Raw genomic sequence first — 22177 nt, 5'->3', positions numbered from 1 at the left:
CAGATCCATGGGTGCTGCTGGGGAAGACACTGAGCACTGGATCCACATGAGCTCCACCCCCGTCATCAAAGAGCTGCGCGTCATTCCCGTTGCCGGGCGCGACAGCATGCTGCTCAACCTCAGCGGCGCGCACGCGCCGTTCTTCACGCGCAACCTGCTCATCCTGACCGACAGCGCCGGCAACACCGGCGTCGGCGAGGTGCCGGGCGGCGAGAAGATCCGCCAGACGCTGGAAGACGCGCGCCCGCTCGTGCTGGGGCAGCCGCTCGGCGCCCACCAGGGCCTGCTTCAGAAGATCCAGCAGACCTTCGCCGACCGCGACGCCGGCGGCCGCGGGCTGCAGACCTTCGACCTGCGCACCACCATCCACGCCGTCACGGCCATCGAATCGGCGCTGCTGGACCTGCTCGGCCAGCACCTGGGCGTGCCGGTGGCCGCGCTGCTCGGCGAAGGCCAGCAGCGTGACGCCGTCGAGATGCTGGGTTACCTGTTCTACGTGGGTGACCGCAACAAGACCGACCTCCCCTACGACAGCGCCCCCGGCGCCGACAACGACTGGTTCCGCCTGCGCCATGAAGTGGCGCTGACCCCCGAGGCCGTCGTGCGCCTGGCCGAGGCGGCCCGCGAGCGCTACGGCTTCAACGACTTCAAGCTGAAGGGCGGCGTGCTGCGCGGCGACGAGGAGGTCGAGGCCGTGCGCGCACTGCACGAACGCTTCCCCGAGGCCCGCGTGACGCTGGACCCCAACGGCGGCTGGCTGCTGAAGGACGCGATCCGCCTGGGCCGGCAGATGCGCGGCATCGTCGCCTATGCCGAAGACCCCTGCGGCGCCGAAGACGGCTTCTCGGGCCGCGAGGTGATGGCCGAGTTCCGTCGCGCCACGGGCCTGCCCACGGCCACCAACATGGTCGCCACCGACTGGCGCCAGCTCACGCATGCGCTGTCGCTGCAGAGCGTGGACATCCCGCTGGCCGACCCGCACTTCTGGACCATGGCCGGCTCCGTGCGCGTGGCGCAGACCTGCCGCGACTGGGGCCTGACCTGGGGCTCGCACTCCAACAACCACTTCGACGTGTCGCTGGCCATGTTCACGCACGTCGGCGCCGCCGCGCCCGGCAAGGTCACGGCCATCGACACGCACTGGATCTGGCAGGACGGCCAACGCCTCACGAAAGACCCGCTGCAGATCGTCGGCGGCCATGTGCAGGTGCCGAAGAAGCCGGGCCTGGGCGTGGAGCTCGACATGGCCGAGGTCGAAAAGGCCCACGCGCTCTACAAGCAATACGGCCTGGGCGCACGCGACGATGCGATCGCGATGCAATATCTCATCCCCGGCTGGACCTTCAACCCCAAGCGGCCCGCGCTGGACCGCTAACGACCCAACCACCCTGCCCGCTGCGCGCCCCTCACGGGGCAGCGCCCGGTGGCCTGGCCCCCGCCAGTGCCACGGGTGCCGCCGCAGCGATCGGGCCGCAATGCGGCCCATCAATGAACACCTCGGAGAGTCAACGATGTACAAGAACCTCATCAACGGCGAATGGCTGGACGGCGCGTCCGTCACCCGCAACATCAACCCGTCGGACACGCGTGACCTGATCGGCGAATACGCCCAGGCCGACGCCGCGCAGGCCGATCTCGCCATCGCTGCCGCGACCGCCGCGTTCCCGGCCTGGAGCCTGTCCACGCCGCAACAGCGCTTCGACATCCTCGACGCCGTCGGCACCGAGATCCTGGCGCGCCGCGCCGAGCTGGGCGACCTGCTCGCCCGCGAGGAAGGCAAGACCCTGCCCGAGGCCATCGGCGAAGTCGTGCGCGCCGGCAACATCTTCAAGTTCTTCGCCGGCGAGGCGCTGCGCCCGGGCGGCGAGACCATGCCGTCGGTGCGCCCCGGCGTGGGCGTGGAGATCACCCGCGAGGCCGTGGGCGTCGTCGGCCTGATCACGCCGTGGAACTTCCCCATCGCCATTCCGGCCTGGAAGATCGCGCCGGCGCTGGCCTGGGGCAACTGCGTCGTCTTCAAGCCGGCTGACCTGGTGCCGGGCTCGGCCTGGGCGCTGGCCGAGATCCTGTCGCGTGCCGGCCTGCCCGCCGGTGTGTTCAACCTGGTCATGGGCCGAGGCTCGGTCGTCGGCGAGAAGCTGCTGAAGGACCCGCGCGTGGGCGCCATCAGCTTCACGGGCTCGGTCGCCACGGGCCAGAAGGTGGCCGCCGCCGCCGTGGGCCGCATGGCCAAGTTCCAGCTCGAGATGGGCGGCAAGAACCCCATGATCGTGCTGGACGACGCCGACCTGGGCGTGGCCGTGGGTGCCGCCGTCAACAGCGGTTTCTTCTCTACCGGTCAGCGCTGCACCGCCTCCAGCCGCCTCATCGTCACCGAAGGCATCCATGACCGCTTCATCGCCGCCATGGTCGACAAGATGAAGACGCTGAAGATCGACGACGCCCGCAAGGCCGGCACCGACATCGGCCCCGTCGTCGACGCCAACCAGCTCGGCCAGGACGTCGACTACATCGGCATCGCCAAGGCCGACGGCGGCAAGCTGGCCCAGGGCGGCGAGCGCCTCGAAACGAACGCGGCCGGCGCGCCAGGCTTCTACCTGACGCCCGCGCTGATCACCGAGACCACGCCCGAGATGCGCATCAACCGCGAGGAAGTGTTCGGCCCGGTCGTCAGCGTCATCCGCGCCCGCGACTACGAGCACGCGCTGGCCCTGGCCAACGACACGCCGTTCGGCCTGGCCGCCGGCATCGCGACCACCTCGCTGAAGTACGCCACGCACTTCAAGCGCCATTCGCAGGCCGGCATGGTCATGGTCAACCTGCCGACGGCGGGTGTCGACTATCACGTGCCGTTCGGCGGCCGCAAGGGCAGCAGCTACGGCCCGCGCGAGCAAGGCCGCTACGCCGCCGAGTTCTACACCACCGTGAAGACGGCCTACACCCAGGCCTGATTCCCCTTTCAGGTGCAGCCGCCCAGCAGAAGGCGGCGCCGCCGCATTCCCCGGAGACATTGATGAACACCACCACCGCCTCGCTGGCCCAGGCCGGCAGCGCCGCACGCACGAAAAAGCGCTACCTCATCCTCGCGATGCTGTTCGTCGTCACGACGATCAACTACGCCGACCGCGCCACGCTGTCCATCGCCGGCCCGGCGCTGTCCAAGGAGCTGGGCATCGACGCCGTGACGATGGGCTACATCTTCTCGGCCTTCGGCTGGTCCTACGTCATCGCGCAGCTGCCCGGTGGCTGGCTGCTGGACCGTTTCGGCTCCAAGCGGGTCTACGCGGCCAGCATCCTGCTGTGGTCCCTCTTCACGCTGATGCAGGGCGGCATCACCTTCCTGACGGCCACGGTCGGCACCGCCGTCACGACGCTGTTCGCGCTGCGCTTCCTCGTCGGTGCGGCGGAGGCGCCGTCCTTCCCGGCCAACGGCCGCATCGTCGCGAGCTGGTTCCCGGCCAACGAGCGCGGCACGGCCTCGGCCATCTTCAACTCGGCGCAGTACTTCGCGACCGTGCTGTTCGCGCCGCTGATGGGCTGGATCACGCACAGCTTCGGCTGGCCGGCGGTCTTCGTCGTCATGGGGCTGCTGGGCGTGGTGCTCAGCGCGGTGTGGCTCAAGACGATCTACACGCCACGCACCCACCCCACGGTGAACAAGGCCGAGCTGGACTACCTCGCTGCCGGCGGTGCCCTCGTCAACATGGACGAACCCGGCACGCAGAGCCGCAGCTTCGCGCCCAATTCGCCCAAGCTGAACTACATCAAGCAGCTGCTCTCCAACCGCATGCTGATGGGCGTCTACGTGGGCCAGTACTGCATCACGACGCTGACCTACTTCTTCCTGACCTGGTTCCCCGTCTACCTGGTCAAGGAACGCGGCATGTCCATCCTGAACGCCGGCTTCGTCGCCGCCCTGCCGGCCATCTGCGGCTTCGCCGGCGGCGTGCTGGGCGGGCTGATCTCGGACGGCCTGCTGCGCCGCGGAAAGAGCCTGACCTTCGCCCGCAAGACGCCCATCGTCATCGGCATGCTGCTGTCCACCAGCATGATCCTGTGCAACTACGTCGACAGCGCCGCCGTCGTCGTGGCCATCATGTCGCTGGCCTTCTTCGGCAAGGGCCTGGGCGCTTTGGGCTGGGCCGTCGTGTCCGACACCTCGCCCAAGGAGATCTCGGGCCTGTCGGGGGCGCTGTTCAACACCTTCGGCAACACCGCCGGCATCACGACGCCCATCGTCATCGGCTACCTGATCAAGGGCACGGGTTCGTTCAACGCGGCTCTGGTGTTCGTCGCCGCCAACGCGCTGGTGGCCGTGTGCTGCTACCTGTTCGTCGTCGGCGAGATCAAGCGCTTCGAACTCAGGAAGGGTCTTTGACCCACTTGGCGGCCCACGCGTCGTAGGCCGCCAGCGCCTTCGACGGCCCGCTGCCCCACCAGTTGTAGCCGTTGCGGCGCTCCAGGCTCAGCTCGTTGACGTCGTCGTGCAGGCTCTTGTCGCGGTCACCGAAGATCGGCTTGAGCGTGACGGCGTCGTAGTAGCGGGCCCACAACGGCCCCGCACCGGGCCGTTTGACCAGGCGGCGCCCCTCGGCGTCGTCCACCTTGCCCCAGGCCAGGTCTCGCACCGCCAGCGCCTTCAGCGTCGCGACACCCCCTTTCACGGCCGCCACGACGGCCGGCGACGGGTGGGGCAGGCTCATCAGGTACATCAGCGCGCGGGCGCTTTCAGTGCTGCTCAGCGCCGGCGGCTCGTAGTTGCGCGCCGACTGCGGCGCCAGCGTCAGCGCGTCATGCTGCTGGGCCCACAGCGCCGGCTTGCCGTTGACGCGAATCTGCATGGCCAGCAGCAGTTGCAAGGCCTTCGCCTCGGCCGCCGCCGCCCCGGTCTTCAGCGCCGGCGACACGAAACCCAGGTCAGCATCGCCGCGCACCACCATGCCCATCAGCTCGGCCACCTCGACGAAGGCGTCGTCGTTCATCGTGATCGCATCGTGATAACCGCCCTGCAACGGCCACACCTGCGGCCAGCCACCGTTCGGAAACTGCGCCGCCAGCAGATAGGCCAGCCCGCGTTGCGCCGCCTGGCGGTAGGGCTCGCCGGCCTCGCCCGGGAACTGGGCCGCGACACGGGCCAGGAAGCGGATCTCGGTGATCGTCGCGTCGTTGTCGATGGTGCCGACGTAGCTCCACTGCGGGTCGTGCGCGAGGTCGTAGTCACCAGCCGTCGCGCGCTTGGAGTTGTTGTCCGCCACGTAGGCCTGGCCGCGCTCGCGCGATGCCGCATCGCGCGGCTGGTTCTTGCCCCAGCCGCCGGCCGGTGTCTGGAAGCTCAGAATGTTGCGCGCGACGAGCAACGCCGCCTCGCTGGCGTACCAGGCGGCCGGCTTGTCCAGCGGCATGCTGCCTTCGCTGTGGCCACCCGCCGGTGTGGGCGGCAGCGTCTCCAGGCCCTTGCGCTCGGCGGCCAGTGCCGCACGGTCGGCCACGCGCTGCGCGTCGGATCGGGCAAGGTAGGCGGCCCACGGCTCACGCTCGGCGGCCGCAAGCGCCGCCACGCGCTGCGCGGTCAAGGACTCGGCCGGAGGAATGGTGCCGATCTGCGCCGCGAAGACCGACGACGAGAGTGCCAGGGCAAGCAGGGTGAGACGGCGAGCAGCGGGCATGGCGCACGGTGAAGTTGACGGTGGCCGGCAATCTACCGGCTCGACGCGGGCCAGAGCGCGCTAATCTGGCGGCGCTCACACAGTTGATCGACACATGATTCATCACGCGCGTTTTCTCGGCCTCGCCGCCCTGCTGGCGGTCACGGGCTGCGCCATCCGGCCAGCAACGCCGCCGGCGCCGCCGCCGACGGGCGTGCAGCAGGCCTGGGTCCAGGCCGTCGCCGGTCCCGGCTGGGTCGTGCGGGCACTGGTGGGCGGCAGCTGCCCAGCCATGCGCTGGAGCGGCGGCGAGGCGGCGATGCTGGAGCGCGCCGTGCCAGGCGAGGAGCCCGCGCCGGCCGGCAATGCGCAGCCCGAGCGCAAGCCCACCCACTTCGTGCTGCGCGCCTGCGAAGCCCCCTGGCCGGACACGGCCGCGAGCCTGCAGGTCGGCGCCATCACGCTGAATGCGCCGGCACCTGAGATCCGCCGCATCGTCGTCATGGGCGACACCGGCTGCCGGCTCAAGGCATCGGCGCAGGACTTCCAGGCCTGCAACGACCCCGCCGGCTGGCCCTTCCCGCGCGTGCTGGCCCGCGCGCTGGCGCACAAGCCCGATCTGGTCATCCACGTCGGCGACTACCACTACCGCGAAAGCCCCTGCCCCGACACGCCCGCCGGCCAGGCCCACGTCGCCTGCGCCAACAGCCCCTGGGGCTACGGCGACGACGCCTGGCAGGCCGACTTCTTTCAGCCTGCGCGCGCGCTGCTGGCCGCCGCCCCCTGGGTGTTCGTGCGCGGCAACCACGAAGGCTGCGCGCGCGCCGGCCAAGGCTGGCTGCGCTACCTCGACCCGGCCACCGGGCCGGCGCGCGACTGCCGGGCCGAGCAGGACGGTGTCAACGACAGCGACTTCACCGAACCCTTCGCGGTGCCGCTGTCGCCGCGCAGCCAGCTCATCGTGTTCGACTCCTCGGAGATCGGCAGCACCACGCCAGCGACCGGCTCCCCCGCCTGGATCCGCTGGCGCGGCCAGCTCGACACCGTCGCCACGCTGGCCGGCCACAGCGCACAGAGCCTCTTCGTGAGCCACCATCCGAGCCTGGCCTTCAGCCCCAGCGCCAGCGGCAAGCCCGGCCCGGCGCACTCGGGCCTGACGCCCTTGCTGCAGGACGCCTTCGGCGCGCGGCTGCTGCCGCCCGGCGTGATCGCCACCGTCCACGGCCACCTGCACATCCACGAGGCGCTGGGCTTTGCCACCAACCAGCCGGCCAGCTTCGTCATCGGCAACGGCGGCTCGGCCGCCTCCGGGCGAATCGACGCCATCGCGGCGCTGCGCGCCGAACCCCAGCCCGGCGCCCGGCTGGAGACCTTCCAGACCCATACCGACTTCGGCTTCGCGCTGCTGACCGCAACGCCCCAGGGCTGGCTGATGCACGCCTTCGACACGCTGGGGCAGCCGCAGGCCACCTGCGTGCTGGCCGGGCAGAAGCTGCGCTGCTGAAACGAACCGCCACCAACATTGCCGCCCAGCCGTAACGCTCGCGCAATTCATCACTGCGACTTCAATTTGAAGGGTTTCTGCGGGGTAAATCGCCCTTGGGGTACAAACCCCCTCGCTACACTAGCTTTACCTGTCAAGACGTATTTGCAGGATCACGTTGATAGAGGACTCGGCCTCATGAGCTCCAAATTGAAAGTCGCCGGTTGGGTTGCCCTCGGTGCCGTCGCAGGTGCCCTGACGACGATGCAGCTGCAGGCCAACGCCCGCAGCAGCCTGTCCCCGTTGCCGCTGGACGAGATGCAGCAACTCGCTGCGGTATTCGGCCTCGTCAAGGCCGAATATGTCGAGCCGGTCGACGAGAAGAAACTCATCAATGACGCCATCGGCGGCATGGTGTCCGGGCTCGACCCGCATTCGCAGTTCTTCGACAAGAAGAGCTTCAAGGAATTCCGCGAAGGCACCTCCGGCAAATTCGTCGGCGTCGGCATCGAGATCGGCATGGAAGACGGTCTGGTCAAGATCGTCTCGCCCATCGAAGGCTCGCCCGCCTTCCGCGCCGGCCTGAAGAGCGGCGACCTGATCAGCAAGATCGACGACACCGCCGTGCGCGGCCTGTCCATCGACCAGGCCGTCAAGAAGATGCGCGGCGAACCGGCCACCAAGGTGTCGCTGACGATCTACCGCAAGTCCGAGAACCGCAGCTTCCCGGTCACGATCACCCGCGAAGAGATCAAGGTGCAGAGCGTGCGCGCCAAGGTCGTCGAGCCCGGCTACGCCTGGCTGCGCGTGAGCCAGTTCCAGGACCGCACGGTCGACGACTTCGCGAAGAAGCTCGAAGAGATCTACAAGCAGGAGCCCCACCTCAAGGGCCTCGTGCTGGACCTGCGCAACGACCCGGGCGGCCTGCTGGACGGCGCGGTGGCCATCTCCGCCGCCTTCTTGCCCAAGGACGTCGAGGTCGTGTCGACCAACGGCCAGATTCCCGAGTCCAAGGCCAGCTACAAGGCCACGCCGGACGACTACCGCCGCCGTGGCGGTGACGATCCGCTCAGGAAGCTGCCGGCCGCGCTGAAGAGCGTGCCGCTGGTGGTGCTGGTCAACGAAGGCTCGGCCAGCGCCAGCGAGATCGTCGCCGGTGCGCTGCAGGATCACCACCGCGCCACCATCATGGGCTCCCAGACCTTCGGCAAGGGCTCGGTGCAGACGGTGCGGCAACTCGGCCCGGAAACCGCCATCAAGATCACGACGGCGCGCTACTACACGCCCAGCGGGCGCTCCATCCAGGCCAAGGGCATCGTGCCCGACGTGGCCGTGGACGAAACCGCCGAGGGCAATGTGTTCGCCGCGCTGCGCACCCGCGAGGCCGATCTCGAGAAGCACCTGAACAACGGCCCCGAGGGCGACACCGAAGCCCGTCAGAAGGCCCGCGAGGAGGCTCGCGCCAAGCTGGAAGCCGAGTACGCCAAGCGCGCCGAGCCACCCAAGCCGCTGCCGGAATTCGGCTCCGCCGAAGACTTCCCGCTGGTGCAGGCGCTGAACAAGCTCAAGGGCCAGCCCGTCATCGCCTCCAAGGCCGCGCTGGAACGCAAGGCCGAGGCGAAGAGGGCCGAGTAAGTCTGAAGCTCTGAGCACACCGAGTTTGAAACGGGCCTCTGCGTGAGGCCCGTTTTCTTTGGTCGTTGCTTTTGCGAGGAGCCTTTCTACTCGGTGCCGTGTTGCCGGGAGTCCCGCCCGGCGGCGGGGTGACTTTCTTCTGTCTTGCCAGAAGAAAGTCACCAAAGAAGAGGCGCTGAACTGCATACCATCGCGGCACCGCGCCGCAGCGGCGCCCGAAAACAGCCTGCCAGATGGCGCCCAGAAGCGACCCGCTGCGCTCTCGCGTCTGACTTTTCACGAGTCCGCCCCGTCGCCGCACCTGTCCGTCCGACGCGCGGCTGCACGCCGTGCTCATCAAAACAGCCCCATGCAGCGCCGCCGGCGGCGCGGCTGTTCGGTATTTCGGCTGCCTAGCGTCGGCGTGCAGCCGCGCGTTAAGCGGGGTGCTGGTCCGAGCCTTGCCGCGCTGGACAAGTGGTGGGCGAGAGCGCAGCGGTTCGCGTCGGGGCGCTTCCCAGTTCGAGCGTCGCGAGCGCGTTGTCTCGCTCGAGTGCGGATTGCGTTGGCGCCTCTTCTTTGGTGACTTTCTTCTGGCGCCGCAGAAGAAAGTTACCCGCCCGCCGGGGCGGACTCCCGGCAGCTCGGCATCGAGTCACAAAGGCTCCTAACCCAAGCAACCCGAAGCAATTCACCGGCGACGAGTAAACGCCAAGGCACCCAAAGCAGCCACCGCGCCCAGCACCGGCACCGCCCGCCAACCCAGATGCGCCAGCAGCACGGAACCCAACGCCGCCCCGCTGGCCATGCCCGCAAACATGGCGCTGACCAGCACCGCGTTCAGCCGGCTGCGCGAGGCCGCGTCGAGCGCGTAGATCACGCTCTGGTGCGAGACCAGCGCAGCCTGCACGCCGAGGTCGAACACGACGGCCACCGCGACGAGCAGCCACAGCGATGCGGGCGCCAGCGCCTCGACACAGAAGGCCACCAACACCAGCAGCGCGCCGATGCGGATGACGGCCTGCGGCCCGCGCCGGTCAGCGATGCCGCCGGCCAGCGGCGCCGCCAGCGCGCCCGCCGCACCGGCCAGCCCGAAGGCGCCGGCCACCGCGCTGCCCTGCCCGAAATCGGGCCCCGCCAGCACCAGCGCCAGCGTCGACCAGAACGCGCTGAACGCCACGCTCAACAGCCCCTGCGCCAGCGCCGCACGGCGCAGCGCCGCATGGCGCATCCACAGCGCGCCCATGGACGCCAGCAACGAGCCATAGCCCGCCTGCGTCGCCGGCACGAAGCGCGGCAGGCCACGCCACAGCAAGGGGATCAGCGCCGCCACGGCCACGGCAGCGGCGCCATACACCCAGCGCCAGCCCGCCACGGCCGCCACGGCCCCGGACGCCACGCGCGACAGCAGGATGCCCAGCAGCAGCCCCGTCATGACTTGCCCGACCCGCTTGCCGCGCTGGGCCTCGGGGGCCAGTGTGGCCGCGGCGGGCACGAGATCCTGGGCCAGCGTGCCGGCCAGGCCGATGGCCACGCTCGCAGCGCACAGCGCCGCGAAGCCCGGCGCTGCGGCCGCGAACAGCAAGGCAGCCACCAGGGCGGCCGCCTTGGTGACGATGATGCGCCGGCGATCGAAGCGGTCGCCCAGCGGCGACAGCAGCAGGATGGCGGCACCGTAGCCGAGTTGGGTCAGCGTGGGCAGCAGGCCCACCGTGGCACTGCCCACGCCGAACTCCGAGGCCAGCAAGCCCAGCAGCGGCTGCACGTAGTAGATGGATGCGACGGCCAGGCCGGTGGCCGTGGCCAGCAGCAGGGTCAGCGCGGGGCTGAGGGAGGGACTGAGCGAGGGCGCCAGCGCGGCGGAGGGAGCGGGGGTCGATTGCATGGGCGGCAGTGTGACGAAGGGCCCAATACCCCGCTAGACGCAGAGCACGCAGGACTGTCATACGCTGCACGCATGAGCAAGACCGCCGACCGGCTGCAGCTGATGCAGACCTTCATTCGCATCGTCGAGGCGGGCAGCCTGTCGGCCGCGGCCCGGCAGCTGGGCACCACGCAGCCCACCGTCAGCCGCCGGCTGCAATCGCTGGAGCGCCAGCTGGGCCAGCCCCTCGTGCAGCGCTCCACCCATGCGCTGCGCCTGACCGACACCGGCCAGCGCGCCTACGAGCGCGCCAAGGCGCTGGCCGCCGAGTGGGAGGGCTTCGAGGAAACGCTGCGTGCGGAACCCGGCCTGCCGGAGGGCCTGCTGCGCGTGCAGGTGCCGCATGCCTTCGGCCAGGAGCATCTGATCGAGCCGCTCGTGCAGGCGCTGCAGGCCGCACCGGCCCTGCGCGTGGAATGGCTGCTGAACGACGCGTCGCCCAACTTCGTCGAGCAGGGGCTGGACTGCGCCATCCGCGTCGGCGGCCGGCCCGAGGGCGCCGTCGTGGCCATTCCGCTGGCCAGCGTGCCCCGCGTGCTGGTGGCCGCACCGTCACTGCTGCGCGGGCGCCGCGTGAGAACGCCCGATGACCTCGCCGCGCTGCCCTGGCTGGCGATTGCGACCTTCTACCGCCAGGAGCTGCGCCTGCACCGCGACGACGGCGAGGCCACGCGCATCCCCATCCGCCCCGTCTTCGCGACCGACAGCCTCTACGCAACGCGCGAGGCGGCCCGGCTGGGCCTGGGGGCGGCGCTGCTGTCGGGCTGGGCCGTGCGCGACGACATCGCCCAGGGCCGCCTGGTGCACCTGCTGCCGCGCTGGCGCGGCGAGGCGCTGCCGGTGCGCCTGCTCTACCCCAACCCGCCGGCGCCGCCCGCGCGGCTGCGCTACTTCATCGAAGCCATGCGCCGCAGCATGGCGGCACCGCTGTGGCCCGATATGCTGACGCCATGACCGACGACGACCTGTTGCGCTACTCCCGCCACCTGCTGCTGGACGAAATCGGCATCGAGGGCCAGCAGCGGCTGCTCGACAGCCGGGCGCTGGTGATCGGCGCGGGCGGGCTGGGCTCGCCGGTGGCGCTGTACCTTGCGTCGGCCGGCGTGGGCACCATCACGCTGCTCGATCACGACACCGTGTCGCTGACCAACCTGCAGCGCCAGATCGCCCACGACATGGCCAGCCTGGGCCAGCCCAAGGTCGCCTCGGCCGCCGCCCGCATGGCCGCCCTGAACCCCGCCGTGCGCGTGCGTGCGCTGCCACAACAGGCCGACGCCGCGCTGCTCGATGCCGAAGTGCCGCTGGCAGACGTCGTCATCGACTGCACCGACAACTTCGCCACGCGCCACCTCGTCAACGCCGCCTGTGTGCGCCACGCCCGGCCACTGGTGTCGGGCGCGGCGATCGGCTTCGACGGCCAGATCAGCGTCTACGACAGCCGCACCGGCACGCAGCCCTGTTATGCCTGCCTGTTCCCACCGGAATCCGGCTTCGAGGATGTGGCTTGCTCGACCATGGGCGTGTTCGCGCCGCTCGTGGGCATCGTCGGCAGCCTGCAGGCGGCCGAGGCGCTGAAGCTGCTGGCCGGCATCGGCGAGCCGCTCGCCGGCCGGCTGCTGATGCTGGACGGCCGCCGCATGCAGTGGAGCGAAATCGGCCTCCAGCGCGACCCCGGCTGCAGCGTATGCGGCCATCACCACCCCGCATGATGCCCTGGCGTCCACCGTCCCTGCCGATGACCGATCCTCTGCTCGTGCAGCCCACGCTGCCCGTCCCGCCGCTGCGCATCCTGGTCGTGGACGACGACGAAAGCGTCCGGGGCAGCCTGGCCTACCACCTGGACCGCCTCGGCCACCAGATCATCGAAGCCTCCGGCGCCGCCTGGGCGCTGGAGCTGTTCGACCGTCACCAGCCCGACCTCATCCTGAGCGACGTCGTCATGCCCGAGCACGACGGCTACTGGCTGGCCCGGCAGGTGCGCCAGCGCGAGGCCCTCTCCGGCGAGTGGACACCGGTGATCTTCCTGTCCGCGATGTCGGAGGCGACCAGCGTCGCGGACGGCATCTCCTGCGGCGGCGACGACTACCTCACCAAGCCCGTCCACCCGGTCGTGCTCGAAGCCAAGCTGCACGCGATGCAACGGCTGCGCAACATGCAGCGCCAGCTGCAGGCGATGTCGCAGGAGCTGCAGCGCGCCAACGTCGAGCTGCAACGCCAGGCCGCGCACGACGCGCTGACCGGGCTGCTGAACCGCCGCGGCTTCAACGAGCAGCTGCAGGAGTCCATCCTGCTGTGCCGGCGGCTCAAGACGCCGCTGACGGTGATGCTCTGCGACGTCGACCACTTCAAGCGCTACAACGACGCGCTGGGCCACCAGTCTGGCGACGACTGCCTGCGCCAGGTGGCGGCCATGCTGCGCCAGCTCGCGCGCCGGCCGCTGGACTCCGTGGCCCGCTACGGTGGCGAGGAGTTCGCCCTCGTGCTGCCCGACACGCCGCGTGCCGGCGCGCGCACGCTGGCCAACGCCATCACGCGGGTCTTCGCCAGCGCGGCGCTGCCGCACCCCGACTCCGCCACGGCGCCGCACATCACGCTGTCGGGCGGCTTCACGACCTGCGAGCCCGGTGACGACGTCACCGCCGATGTGCTGCTGAAGCTGGCCGATGAAGCGCTGTATCGTGCGAAAGCGCAGGGACGCAACCGTTTCGTCAATCTCTAGGGCCACCCGACGCCCGTCCGTCTCCGTCCATCCATGAACCGCCGCATCGACCTCACCACCCGCAACTTCCCGACGGCCAGGGACGAGTGCGAATCGCTCACCCCCCACCCCACTTACGACGCACCCGGCAGCGCCTACGAGCTGGCATTCAAGGACGAAGCCTTCCTGCTGCGCCAGGACATGCGCTCGGTGCGCATGCAGCTCGAGCTGATGAAGCCCGAACTGCTGCTGAACGAACAGGGCGTCACGTCCACCATCGTCATCTTCGGCAGCGCGCGCATCCTGTCGGCCGATGCCGCCCAGGCCCTCGTCACCGCGGCCGAAGCCAGCGGCGACGCCGCCCAGCTGCGCATCGCGCGCAGCAAGCTGGCCATGAGCCGCTACTACGAGGAGGCACGCCGCTTCGCGCAGATCGTCACCACCGGCTGTGCCGAGCGCGGAAGGCCCGTGGTCATCGCCACCGGCGGCGGCCCCGGCATCATGGAGGCCGGCAACCGCGGCGCCCACGAGATGGGAGGCAAGAGCGTGGGGCTGAACATCGTGCTGCCGCACGAGCAGTACCCCAACCCCTACATCACGCCGGAGCTGTGCTTTCGCTTCCACTACTTCGGCCTGCGCAAGATGCACTTCCTGATGCGCTCCATCGCGCTGGTGTGCTTCCCCGGCGGCTACGGCACGCTGGATGAACTCTTCGAGACGCTGACGCTGATCCAGACCGGCAAGAGCCGCCGCCGCCCCATCCTGCTGTTCGGGCGCGACTTCTGGACGCGCGTCATCAACGTCGACCTGCTGCTGGAGACCGGCATGATCAGCCCGGGCGACGAGCAGTTGTTCCATTACGTCGAGACGGCCGAAGAGGCCTGGGCCGTGCTCGAATCCGAACCTGAGCTTTCGAGCATCCATACCCCATGACCTCACTGCGCAATGTTTCCCTGATCGGCGCGCCCACCGACGTCGGCGCTGGCGCGCGCGGCGCCGGCATGGGCCCCGAGGCCATCCGCGTCGCCGGCCTGCGCGAAGCGCTGCGCGGCCGCGGCGTCGACGTGCTGGACCGCGGCAACCTTGCCGGCCCGTCCAACCCCTGGCTGCCGCCGGTGGATGGCTACCGCCACCTCGACGAAGTCGTCGCCTGGAACCGGGCCGTGCATGACGCCGTCTACAGCGAGCTCAAGACCGGCCGCATGCCCATCCTGCTGGGTGGCGACCACTGCCTGGGCCTGGGCTCCATCGCCGCCGTGGCCCACCATTGCCGCGATGTCGGCAAGAAGCTGCGCGTGCTGTGGCTCGACGCCCATGCCGACTTCAACACCAGCGCGCTGACCCCCAGCGGCAACATCCACGGCATGCCGGTGGCCTGCCTGTGCGGCTTCGGCCCCCAGGAGCTCATCGAGATCGGCGGCCATGTGCCGGCCATTCAAGCGAAGTGGGTGCGCCAGATCGGCATCCGCAGCGTGGACGAAGGCGAGCGCCGTTTCGTGCATGAGCAGGACCTGGAGGTCTTCGACATGCGCTTCATCGACGAGATGGGCATGCGCCACACGATGGAGCTGGCGCTCGCGACGCTGGACGACAACACCCACCTGCACGTCAGCTTCGACGTCGACTTCCTCGACCCCGTCATGGCGCCCGGCGTCGGCACCACCGTGCCGGGCGGCCCGACCTACCGCGAAGCCCATCTGTGCATGGAGATGATCCACGACACAGGCCGACTGGCGTCGCTGGACGTCATGGAGCTGAACCCGGCGCTGGACGAGCGCAACAAGACCGCCCTCGTGGCGGTGGACCTCATCGAGTCGCTGTTTGGCAAGAGCACCTTGATGAGGAAATGAGCTTGCCCTGCTGACGCAGACGGCAAGAGCACCTTGATGAGGAAATGAGCTTGCCCTGCTGACGCAGACGGCAAGAGCACCTTGATGAGGAAATGAGCTTGCCCTGCTGCCCCTGGCGGCAGGGGCCGCTTGATGAGGAAGTAAGTTTTCCCGCTTCCCGCGCGCCGAAACCCGCGAACACGACGTTAGAGTCGCGCCCCATGGACGCGACGCCCTATCTGCTGGTCCAGCTCAGCGACACCCACATCACCCACCCCGGCCGGCTGATCTCGGGCCGGGTGGACACCGCCGCCGCCCTGCGCCACGCCGTCGAGCGCGTGCTGCAGCTGCGCCCCCGGCCGGTGGCCGTGCTCATCACCGGCGACCTCGTCGACGCCGGCCACCCGGCCGAGTACGCGCAACTGCGCGAGCTGCTGCAGCCGCTGATCGACGCCGGCCTGCCGCTGGCGCTCGTCCCCGGCAACCACGACGCGCGCGCGCCGCTGCAGGCCGCCTTCGCCGGGCTGCCCCAGGTGCACTGCGGCGAGCCCGGCGCGACGGCCATCCAGTACGCGCTGGACCTGCCCGGCCCGCTGCGCCTGGTGGTGCTGGACAGCGTGCTGCCGGGCCGCCCCGAGGGTGGCTTCGACGAGGCCCGCCTTTCCCAGGCCGACGCCCTGCTCGCCGCGCGGCCCGACGTGCCCACGCTCGTGGCCCTGCACCACCCGCCGCATGCCACGGGCCTGGCCGTCATGGATCACATGTCGCTGCAGCACGGCCTCGCCGGCTTCGAGGCGCTGATCGCCCGCCACCCCCACGTGCGCCGTGTCGCCTGCGGCCATCTGCACCGGCTCACGCTCGGCCAGGTGGCCCATGCGGCGGCGCTGAGCGCACCGTCACCGGCACACCAGGTGGCGCTGGAGCTGGCCACCGACGCCCCGCTGGCCATCACGCAGGAGCCTGCGGGCTGGTTGATCCACGCCTGGGGGCCCGGGCTGCCGCTGGTCAGCCACCTGGCGCACGCGGGCGATCATCCGCCCCTGCCTGAGCTCTGACACCCGCATGACCAGCCCAGCGCTGGCCGCCTTCCACGCCACCGGCTACGCCCTCAACCGCGCCACCGCGTTGTCGGCGTCACGGAACTCGGCGAGTCGCTGCGCATAGGCATCCAGCGCCTCCGCCGGCCGGTCCAGCGTCAGTCCGGTCACCTGGGCGAAACGCGTCGGCGTGACCTGGCCTTGAGCCATGAGCTCGTCCACCAGCGCCAGCAGCGCATCACGGTGATCCGCCAGCAGGCGCGTCGCGCGGCCGTGCTCGGCCTGCAGCAGCGCCTCGACGGGCGCGTTGGTGGCCTCGACATCGGTCAGCAGGTGTTCGCCGCTCTCGGACGACACGTCGCAGCGCCCGATGCGTTCGCCGTGCCCGGTGTGCCGCCACATGCGCGCGGCCGTCTCGGTGGCCTTGCGCAAGTCGCTCTCGGCGCCGCTGGAGCTCATCGCAGGCCCGAACACCAGCAGCTCCGCCGCCCGGCCGGCGAGGCTGGTGCAGATGGCGTCCTCCAGGTTCTGGCGCGACCACACCTTGCGCGACGTGTAGGTGTTGTAGCCCCCCTCGAAGCTCGCGACGTGGATCTTGATCTCCCGCGGCGCCCGCCCGAACAGGAGTGCGTGCACCAGCCCGTGGCCGGCCTCGTGCACGGCCAGCAGCGCGCGGAAGTCGGCGTTGTTGCGCTGGCGCAGCCGGCTGATCTCGAACGGCACGGCGATGGCCTGCGACTGCCCGCGCCAGTGGGCGACGAGGCTGCGGCCATCGGCCGCCAGGCCCACCAGGTCGCCCGGGTCGGCCCCCTGCGCCAGCGCCCATAGCGCCGCCTTGGCCAGGCCCGCGCCCAGGATGCCGTGCAGTGACGAGAACAGCGGGCGCGTACCTTGCGCGGGGAACACGGCGTTGGCGTAGATCTGCTCGCGCACGCTGGCCGCCAGCTCGAAGCGCAGCCCGCAGCGGGCTTCGGTCTCGCGCACGTAGCGGGCGCTGCCCTGCGCGATGAGCTGCTCATAGGCCTGCCGCGACAGCGACGGGTAGACGATGTGCTCGTTGCCCAGGCGCGCCACCTGCTCGGGCTTGAACCGCTTGTTGAGCGCCTGCTTCACATCGATGACGCTGAGCTTGGCCGTCAGCGCATGGAAGATGTCGGCGTCACTGTCGCAGTCGTCCACGCTGGTGGCGAGGTCCTCGTACATCTCGTCGAGGTTGCCGCAGACGAAGACGAGCAGCCGGGTGTAGTCGGTGTCCCACTGCTGCTGGCCCTCCTCGCGGAAGGCGCGCAGCCGCTGCTGGATCTGCTCCGGCGTCCACGCCATGATCTCCAGCAAGGGTTCATCGAGCTTGAGGTTGCGCTGCAGCTCCTGCGCCTCCCACGGCCGCAGCTTGAAGCGGCGCTTGACCTCGTCGGCGTCGGCGCGCTCGGCGTCAAAGGCCGCCTCGGCGATGGAGGCCTCGATGTCACCCAGCAGCGAGAGCGCCGGCGGCAGGCGGCCATCGGACAACAAGGCCCAGACGTCCTGGTAGCGCTCGACGCGCAGCTCGCTGCGCTTGACGTCGATGGTGCGAAAACGCTGGAACTCGTCCAGCGCGAGGATGCCCGGCTCGCCCTCGCGCACGCCCGACTCGGCCAGCATGCCCGAGATGCTCTGCGCGCCGCGCCAGCCCGCGCCGTTGGAGAAGCCGTCCATCTGCACTTCCACGAATCGATCGTAGAAGCCCAGCAGCTGCGCCAGGCGCCGCACGAGCTGGGTCTTGCCGGTGCCGGTCAGGCCCCACAGGCAGACGATGACCGGGCGCGTCACCAGCTCCGGCAGCACATACCAGGCCCGCACGGCGTCGATGGCGCGGTCGATGATGGCGTCGATGCCGAACAGCTCGGTCTTGAGCTGGGCGGCCACGTTCTGCAGCTGCTGGTTTTTCTGCGCCAACTGGTCGCGCAGGTTTGTCTGGGAATCACTCATCCCAATCCTTTCGTCGCATCAGCGCCTGCAGCGCCATGCGGTCAGCGCGGCGCTGGGCACCGCGGCTCTGGATATGTTGGCCGGCGCCGCGCGAGCCGCGATGGGCGAGCGCCCTGGCCACAGGGTCGCGCGCACCGACGCTGGCTTCGATCACCAGGGTCATCGGCTGTTTCATGCGGCGCAAGGCCTTGACCCGCCCCTCCTGGAGGGCGCGGGAACGGAGTTGGTCACTCATTCGGTTTCCGAAAAGCAAAAGCCCCGGCTCATGGGCAGCGGGGCTTTGCACGCCACGCGGTCTGAGGCCGTATCTGGGAACAGACACGGTTCAGCCGGGGCTCGGGAACCGTGTTCAGTCGATGGTCGATATGAACAGGGAGGACATAGCAGGGATCTCCGATTTGCGGGCGCTGTCGTGGGCGCCTTCAGCAAGGGCGCGAATGATGAGGGCGTTAGCGAACGCGCGCAAGCCCAACGCGCGCGCCGCGTTGTCGCGCGCCAACGCTCACCGGCGCGGCGGCGCTCAGAACCGGTAGCTCAACCCGAGCGTCAGGTAGCGGCCGACGGCCCCCTCCTGATGCAGCGACGGGTTGTAGTGCGCACCACCCGACGACACGCCCCCGCCCGTGGAGCCCGACGCGAAGGCGTCAACGGGCGCGCGGCGGTCGAACACGTTGGTCACCGCCGCCCGCAGGCTCAGGCCCGGGCCGACCTGCCAGCTGCCGCTGAGGTTGACGGTCGTGAACGACGGCACGCGGCACAACGGCGAGCCGCCTGCCGGCAGCCCGTTCGGGAACACCGTGGAGAGCGCAGACGCGCAGTCCGGCAGGTTGTAGCTGGCGTCTTCCACGCGCAGGCCGCTGAGGTAGTTCAGCGTGCCGGTCAGCTCGACGGGGCCGCGTGCCCAGTTCAGCGACAGCGCGCCGCGCTCACGCGGCGTGCCGGTATTGGTGGAGACGAAGCTGGGGCCATGCGTGCCGGCCAGCTCGTAGACCTGGCCCGGGCCGCGGTCGATGGTGTAGCGGATCATGTGCGTCCACTGCAGCTGCGGCGTGAAGCGGCCCCAGGCCCCGCCGTCCAGCGCCAGGCGCAGATCCAGGTCCAACCCGCTGGTGCGGGCGCTACCCAGGTTGATGAACGGATAGGTGCCGTACAGGATGGTGTCGTCGGCGCTGGTGGGCGCGGCGTTGGGCGTGGTCGGGCTGTTCACGCGGTAGAGCTTGGTGCCGTAGGCGGCGGGGTCGTTGATCTGCCCCTGCCCGAACAGCCCGACGGACACGATCTGGTTGCGGATCTTGATGTCGTAGTAGTCCAGCGACACGTTCATCGCCGGCAACGGCTCGAACACGAAGCCCAGCGTCATCGAACGCGATTTCTCGGGCCGCAGGTCCTTGCCCGGCAGCTGCAGCTGCGTGCCGCCCACGCCGATGTCGCAGGGCTGGCCGGGCTTCACGAGGGTGCACAGCGCCGTGTCCACCAGTGGCGGCAGGTAGCCGGCGCTGGAGCCCGAGACGCCGCTCTCCACCGGGTTGGGCGCGCGAAAGCCGCCGGCATAGGTGCCGCGCAATGTCAGCGCCTTGACGGGCACGTACTTCACGCCGACCTTGGGCGTCACCGAGGAGCCGTAGGTGTCGTAATGGTCCACCCGCGCGGCGGCGTCCACTTCAAGCTGCCGGGTCAACGGCGCGGCCAGCTCGACGTAGGCCGCCGTGATGGTCTGCTTGCCGACGCCGAAGGCGTAGATGTTGCTGGCCTGCGCGCCACTGGCGAAGCCATCGGGAAAGTGCTCATCCAGCGAGCGCTTCATGTAGTCCAGCCCCAGGCCCAGCGCCAGCGCGCCGCCGTCGAGCCGGGCGAGGTCGCGGCTGGCGCGCAGCGACAGGAAGTTCAGCGTGTTGGTGGACGTCGAGCGGCCCTCGGGCGTCAGGCTGGCCAGCGCCTCGGCGCTGTTGCTGCCGCCGATGACGTAACGCCCGCCGTCCAGCGCCGCCTGCAATGCCGGCAGGCTGACGAAGTTCTTCAGCGTCAGCTGCGTGGCCACGCGCGTCAGCCCCAGCGCGGCCTGCACGTCCCAGCCGGCCAGGCCGCCGGAGAGTTCGGCCACCACGCGCTGCGACTGCGTCGACGTGCGCGAGCGCTGCGCCGGCAGCTCGCCGAATTCGTAGTCCACCGGGGCGCCGGTGGCCGGGTCGATGACGTTGGTGCCGTTCAACGCGGTGGGCAGCGGCGAGGGATGGCCGGGGCCGAAGTCGAAGGTCGTGATGCCGCCCTCCGGCGATACCCAATTCAGCAGCCCCACCTGCGTCGCGCGGCTGCCCAGCACGGAGGCCGCCGCCGACAGCGTCCAGTCCTGCGGCAGCAGCGCGGTCAGCTTGCCCAGCAGGCTGTAGCTGCGCGTCTCGGGCGCCACCTGCAGCTCGGGGTTGGCCACCAGGCCCAGGTCCTCGCCGCCATAGCGCGTCCAGTCCGACCCGCCCAGCGCCGCGCGGTCGCTCAAGCGCACGGCGCCCTGGCGCCGAAAGCCGGCCGCGAGATAGCCGGCGACGCCATCGCGGTCCAGGTTGCCGAAGCCGCGGATGCCCGACACCTTGGCCATGCGCCCGTCCCCGCGCGACGCGCTGCCGATCTCGCCCTGCAACAGCGTGCCTTCGTGGCTGCGCTTGAGGATGACGTTGACGACCCCGGCCATCGCGTCGGAGCCGTAGATGGCCGACGCGCCATCCTTCAGCACCTCCACGCGTTCCACCGCCTCCACCGGGATGGAAGCGATGTCGACGAAGTCGCGCTGGCCGTCGTCCGGCAGCGGATAGGGCGCCATGCGGTGCCCGTCGATCAGCACCAGCGTGGCGCCCACCGTCATGCCGCGCAGCGAGATGCCGCTGCCACCGGCACCGAAAGCGCCCGGCGTGGCCTGGCCCAGCGAGCCCATGTTGTTGGCCGACAGATGCTGCAGCACCTCGCCCAGCGTGCTGTAGCCCGTGCGGGCGATGTCGGCCGCAGTGAGCTTCTGCACCGGGCTGGGGGTCTCGCCATCACTGCGGCGCAGGTTGGAGCCGGTGACGGTGACCCGCCCGAGCGAGGCCTTCTCCGCCCCGCCTTCGCCCGCCGCACCGTCCCCGGCGGCCGACTGCGCCCATAGCGCGGGCGCGAAACAGCACAACAGAGCGGCGGCAAGCGGCAACAGGGGCGAGCGGGCGGCGGTTGTCACAGTGAGGTCACCTCGAGATGGATGCCAGTCCAGCAGATCAGTGAAATCGGTGGACTAGGGAATGGCGCGATTCCCCGACTCAGCAAAAAACGCGCCTCATTCTGAAGCCGCCCTCCCCTGGCCGCCGTCGTGCCGACTCGGGGGTAACACCGCCCCCGCAGCAGCGCCTGCGCGGCGATGATGCGCGCCCCATGCGGCAAACTCGCCGCGCCCGGAGACTCCATGCACACTGCGACCCGTTGCTGCGTTAGCCCGCTCCGCCTGGGGATCGCGGCCTTGCTGTGGCTGTGGAGCCAGCTGGCCTGGGCCATCGTGACGCAGGAGGTGTCGTACGACTCCGAGCCCGGTGTGCGTATCGCCGCCACGCTGGAGCTGCCCCAGGCCGCCGGGCCGGTGGCCGCCCGGGTGCCGGTCGTCGTGCTCGCCGTGGGCGCCGGACCGTGGGGGCGCGGCGGTTATGGCGCGCTGCGACAGCGGCTGCACACGGCAGGCATCGCAACACTCAGCTACGACAAGCGCGGCTTCGGCGCGTCCACCGGCACCTTCGACGAATCGCTGCCGCTCGTCTCACGCGACATCATGGCCGCTGTGACCTACCTGCGGTCGCGCCCGGACATCGACAGTCAGCGCATTAGGCTTCGGGCCTGCTAAGAGCCGCTAACGAAACTTATCATCTGCCTCAGTTCAAGAACCGCTGAGGAAGATGGCAGTCAAGAAGGAAGTCAGCGCAGCACTGTGGTCGCGGATACAGCCGCTGTTGCCCGAGGTGCGGAA

Annotated in this window: 17 protein-coding genes; 12 read left to right on the top strand and 5 right to left on the bottom strand. The window is 70.0% G+C overall.

What is annotated here, in order from left to right:
• Positions 1-46: 46 nt before the first annotated feature.
• The 3 genes from gudD to ACG00X_RS13940 all read left to right on the top strand — a co-directional run bounded on the left by gudD (position 47) and on the right by ACG00X_RS13940 (position 4378).
• Positions 47-1375: a glucarate dehydratase gene (gene gudD, locus ACG00X_RS13950; RefSeq protein ID WP_394488796.1), complete on the top strand. Its 1329-nt coding sequence runs from the start codon at positions 47-49 to the stop codon at positions 1373-1375.
• Between the two features lie 136 nt (positions 1376-1511).
• Positions 1512-2951: an aldehyde dehydrogenase family protein gene (locus ACG00X_RS13945; RefSeq protein WP_394488795.1), complete on the top strand. Its 1440-nt coding sequence runs from the start codon at positions 1512-1514 to the stop codon at positions 2949-2951.
• Positions 2952-3013: 62 nt separating this feature from the next.
• Positions 3014-4378 (top strand): MFS transporter, encoded by a 1365-nt coding sequence (locus tag ACG00X_RS13940; protein WP_394488794.1) that lies wholly within the window; start codon positions 3014-3016, stop codon positions 4376-4378.
• Here ACG00X_RS13940 and pelA read toward each other — a convergent pair.
• Positions 4362-5666, bottom strand: coding sequence for a pectate lyase (gene pelA, locus ACG00X_RS13935; protein WP_394488793.1), 1305 nt, complete (start codon positions 5664-5666; stop codon positions 4362-4364). The genes ACG00X_RS13940 and pelA overlap by 17 nt on opposite strands.
• Positions 5667-5760: 94 nt before the next feature.
• Here pelA and ACG00X_RS13930 point away from each other — a divergent pair, with 94 nt between their 5' ends.
• Both ACG00X_RS13930 and ACG00X_RS13925 read left to right on the top strand, forming a co-directional pair.
• On the top strand, positions 5761-7149 hold the full coding sequence (locus ACG00X_RS13930) for a metallophosphoesterase (protein WP_394488792.1): 1389 nt from the start codon (positions 5761-5763) through the stop codon (positions 7147-7149).
• Between the two features lie 177 nt (positions 7150-7326).
• On the top strand, positions 7327-8763 hold the full coding sequence (locus ACG00X_RS13925; RefSeq protein ID WP_394488791.1) for a S41 family peptidase: 1437 nt from the start codon (positions 7327-7329) through the stop codon (positions 8761-8763).
• Between the two features lie 670 nt (positions 8764-9433).
• On the opposite strand, the gene ACG00X_RS13920 is transcribed toward ACG00X_RS13925, so the two are convergent.
• The gene (locus ACG00X_RS13920) at positions 9434-10627 is read right to left on the bottom strand and encodes an MFS transporter (protein WP_394488790.1); all 1194 of its coding nucleotides are present in this window, start codon (positions 10625-10627) and stop codon (positions 9434-9436) included.
• 72 nt (positions 10628-10699) lie between these two features.
• On the opposite strand from ACG00X_RS13920, the gene ACG00X_RS13915 reads away from it, so the two are divergent.
• The 6 genes from ACG00X_RS13915 (at position 10700) to ACG00X_RS13890 (ending at position 16248) form a co-directional block, all read left to right on the top strand.
• Positions 10700-11620 carry a LysR family transcriptional regulator gene (locus ACG00X_RS13915; RefSeq protein ID WP_394488789.1) on the top strand — a complete coding sequence of 307 codons (921 nt, stop codon included), beginning with the start codon at positions 10700-10702 and terminating at the stop codon, positions 11618-11620.
• Complete coding sequence (locus ACG00X_RS13910) at positions 11617-12375, top strand: HesA/MoeB/ThiF family protein (protein ID WP_394488788.1); 759 nt, start codon at positions 11617-11619, stop codon at positions 12373-12375. Before ACG00X_RS13915 ends, ACG00X_RS13910 begins: the two co-directional genes overlap by 4 nt.
• 26 nt (positions 12376-12401) lie before the next feature.
• Complete coding sequence (locus ACG00X_RS13905; protein ID WP_394488787.1) at positions 12402-13385, top strand: GGDEF domain-containing response regulator; 984 nt, start codon at positions 12402-12404, stop codon at positions 13383-13385.
• 33 nt (positions 13386-13418) lie between these two features.
• The gene (locus ACG00X_RS13900; RefSeq protein ID WP_394488786.1) at positions 13419-14297 is read left to right on the top strand and encodes an LOG family protein; all 879 of its coding nucleotides are present in this window, start codon (positions 13419-13421) and stop codon (positions 14295-14297) included.
• A complete protein-coding gene (gene rocF / locus ACG00X_RS13895) occupies positions 14294-15214 on the top strand; it encodes an arginase (RefSeq protein WP_394488785.1) in 921 nt (306 codons plus the stop codon). Before ACG00X_RS13900 ends, rocF begins: the two co-directional genes overlap by 4 nt.
• A gap of 200 nt (positions 15215-15414) precedes the next feature.
• Positions 15415-16248 (top strand): metallophosphoesterase, encoded by an 834-nt coding sequence (locus ACG00X_RS13890; RefSeq protein WP_394488784.1) that lies wholly within the window; start codon positions 15415-15417, stop codon positions 16246-16248.
• A gap of 45 nt (positions 16249-16293) precedes the next feature.
• On the opposite strand, the gene ACG00X_RS13885 is transcribed toward ACG00X_RS13890, so the two are convergent.
• The 3 genes from ACG00X_RS13885 to ACG00X_RS13875 all read right to left on the bottom strand — a co-directional run bounded on the left by ACG00X_RS13885 (position 16294) and on the right by ACG00X_RS13875 (position 21403).
• A complete protein-coding gene (locus ACG00X_RS13885; RefSeq protein WP_394488783.1) occupies positions 16294-18198 on the bottom strand; it encodes an AAA family ATPase in 1905 nt (634 codons plus the stop codon).
• A complete protein-coding gene (locus tag ACG00X_RS13880; RefSeq protein ID WP_394488782.1) occupies positions 18191-18433 on the bottom strand; it encodes a hypothetical protein in 243 nt (80 codons plus the stop codon). The genes ACG00X_RS13885 and ACG00X_RS13880 overlap by 8 nt, the downstream gene beginning before the upstream one ends.
• Positions 18434-18718: 285 nt before the next feature.
• A complete protein-coding gene (locus tag ACG00X_RS13875) occupies positions 18719-21403 on the bottom strand; it encodes a TonB-dependent receptor (RefSeq protein WP_394488781.1) in 2685 nt (894 codons plus the stop codon).
• A 222-nt stretch (positions 21404-21625) separates the two neighbouring features.
• Here ACG00X_RS13875 and ACG00X_RS13870 point away from each other — a divergent pair, with 222 nt between their 5' ends.
• On the top strand, positions 21626-22054 hold the full coding sequence (locus ACG00X_RS13870; protein WP_394488780.1) for an alpha/beta hydrolase family protein: 429 nt from the start codon (positions 21626-21628) through the stop codon (positions 22052-22054).
• The last annotated feature ends 123 nt before the right edge of the window (positions 22055-22177 follow it).

Source organism: Pelomonas nitida (assembly GCF_043555975.1).
Taxonomy (GTDB): domain Bacteria; phylum Pseudomonadota; class Gammaproteobacteria; order Burkholderiales; family Burkholderiaceae_C; genus Pelomonas; species Pelomonas nitida.
This window is presented reverse-complemented; position numbering and strand designations above follow the sequence as displayed.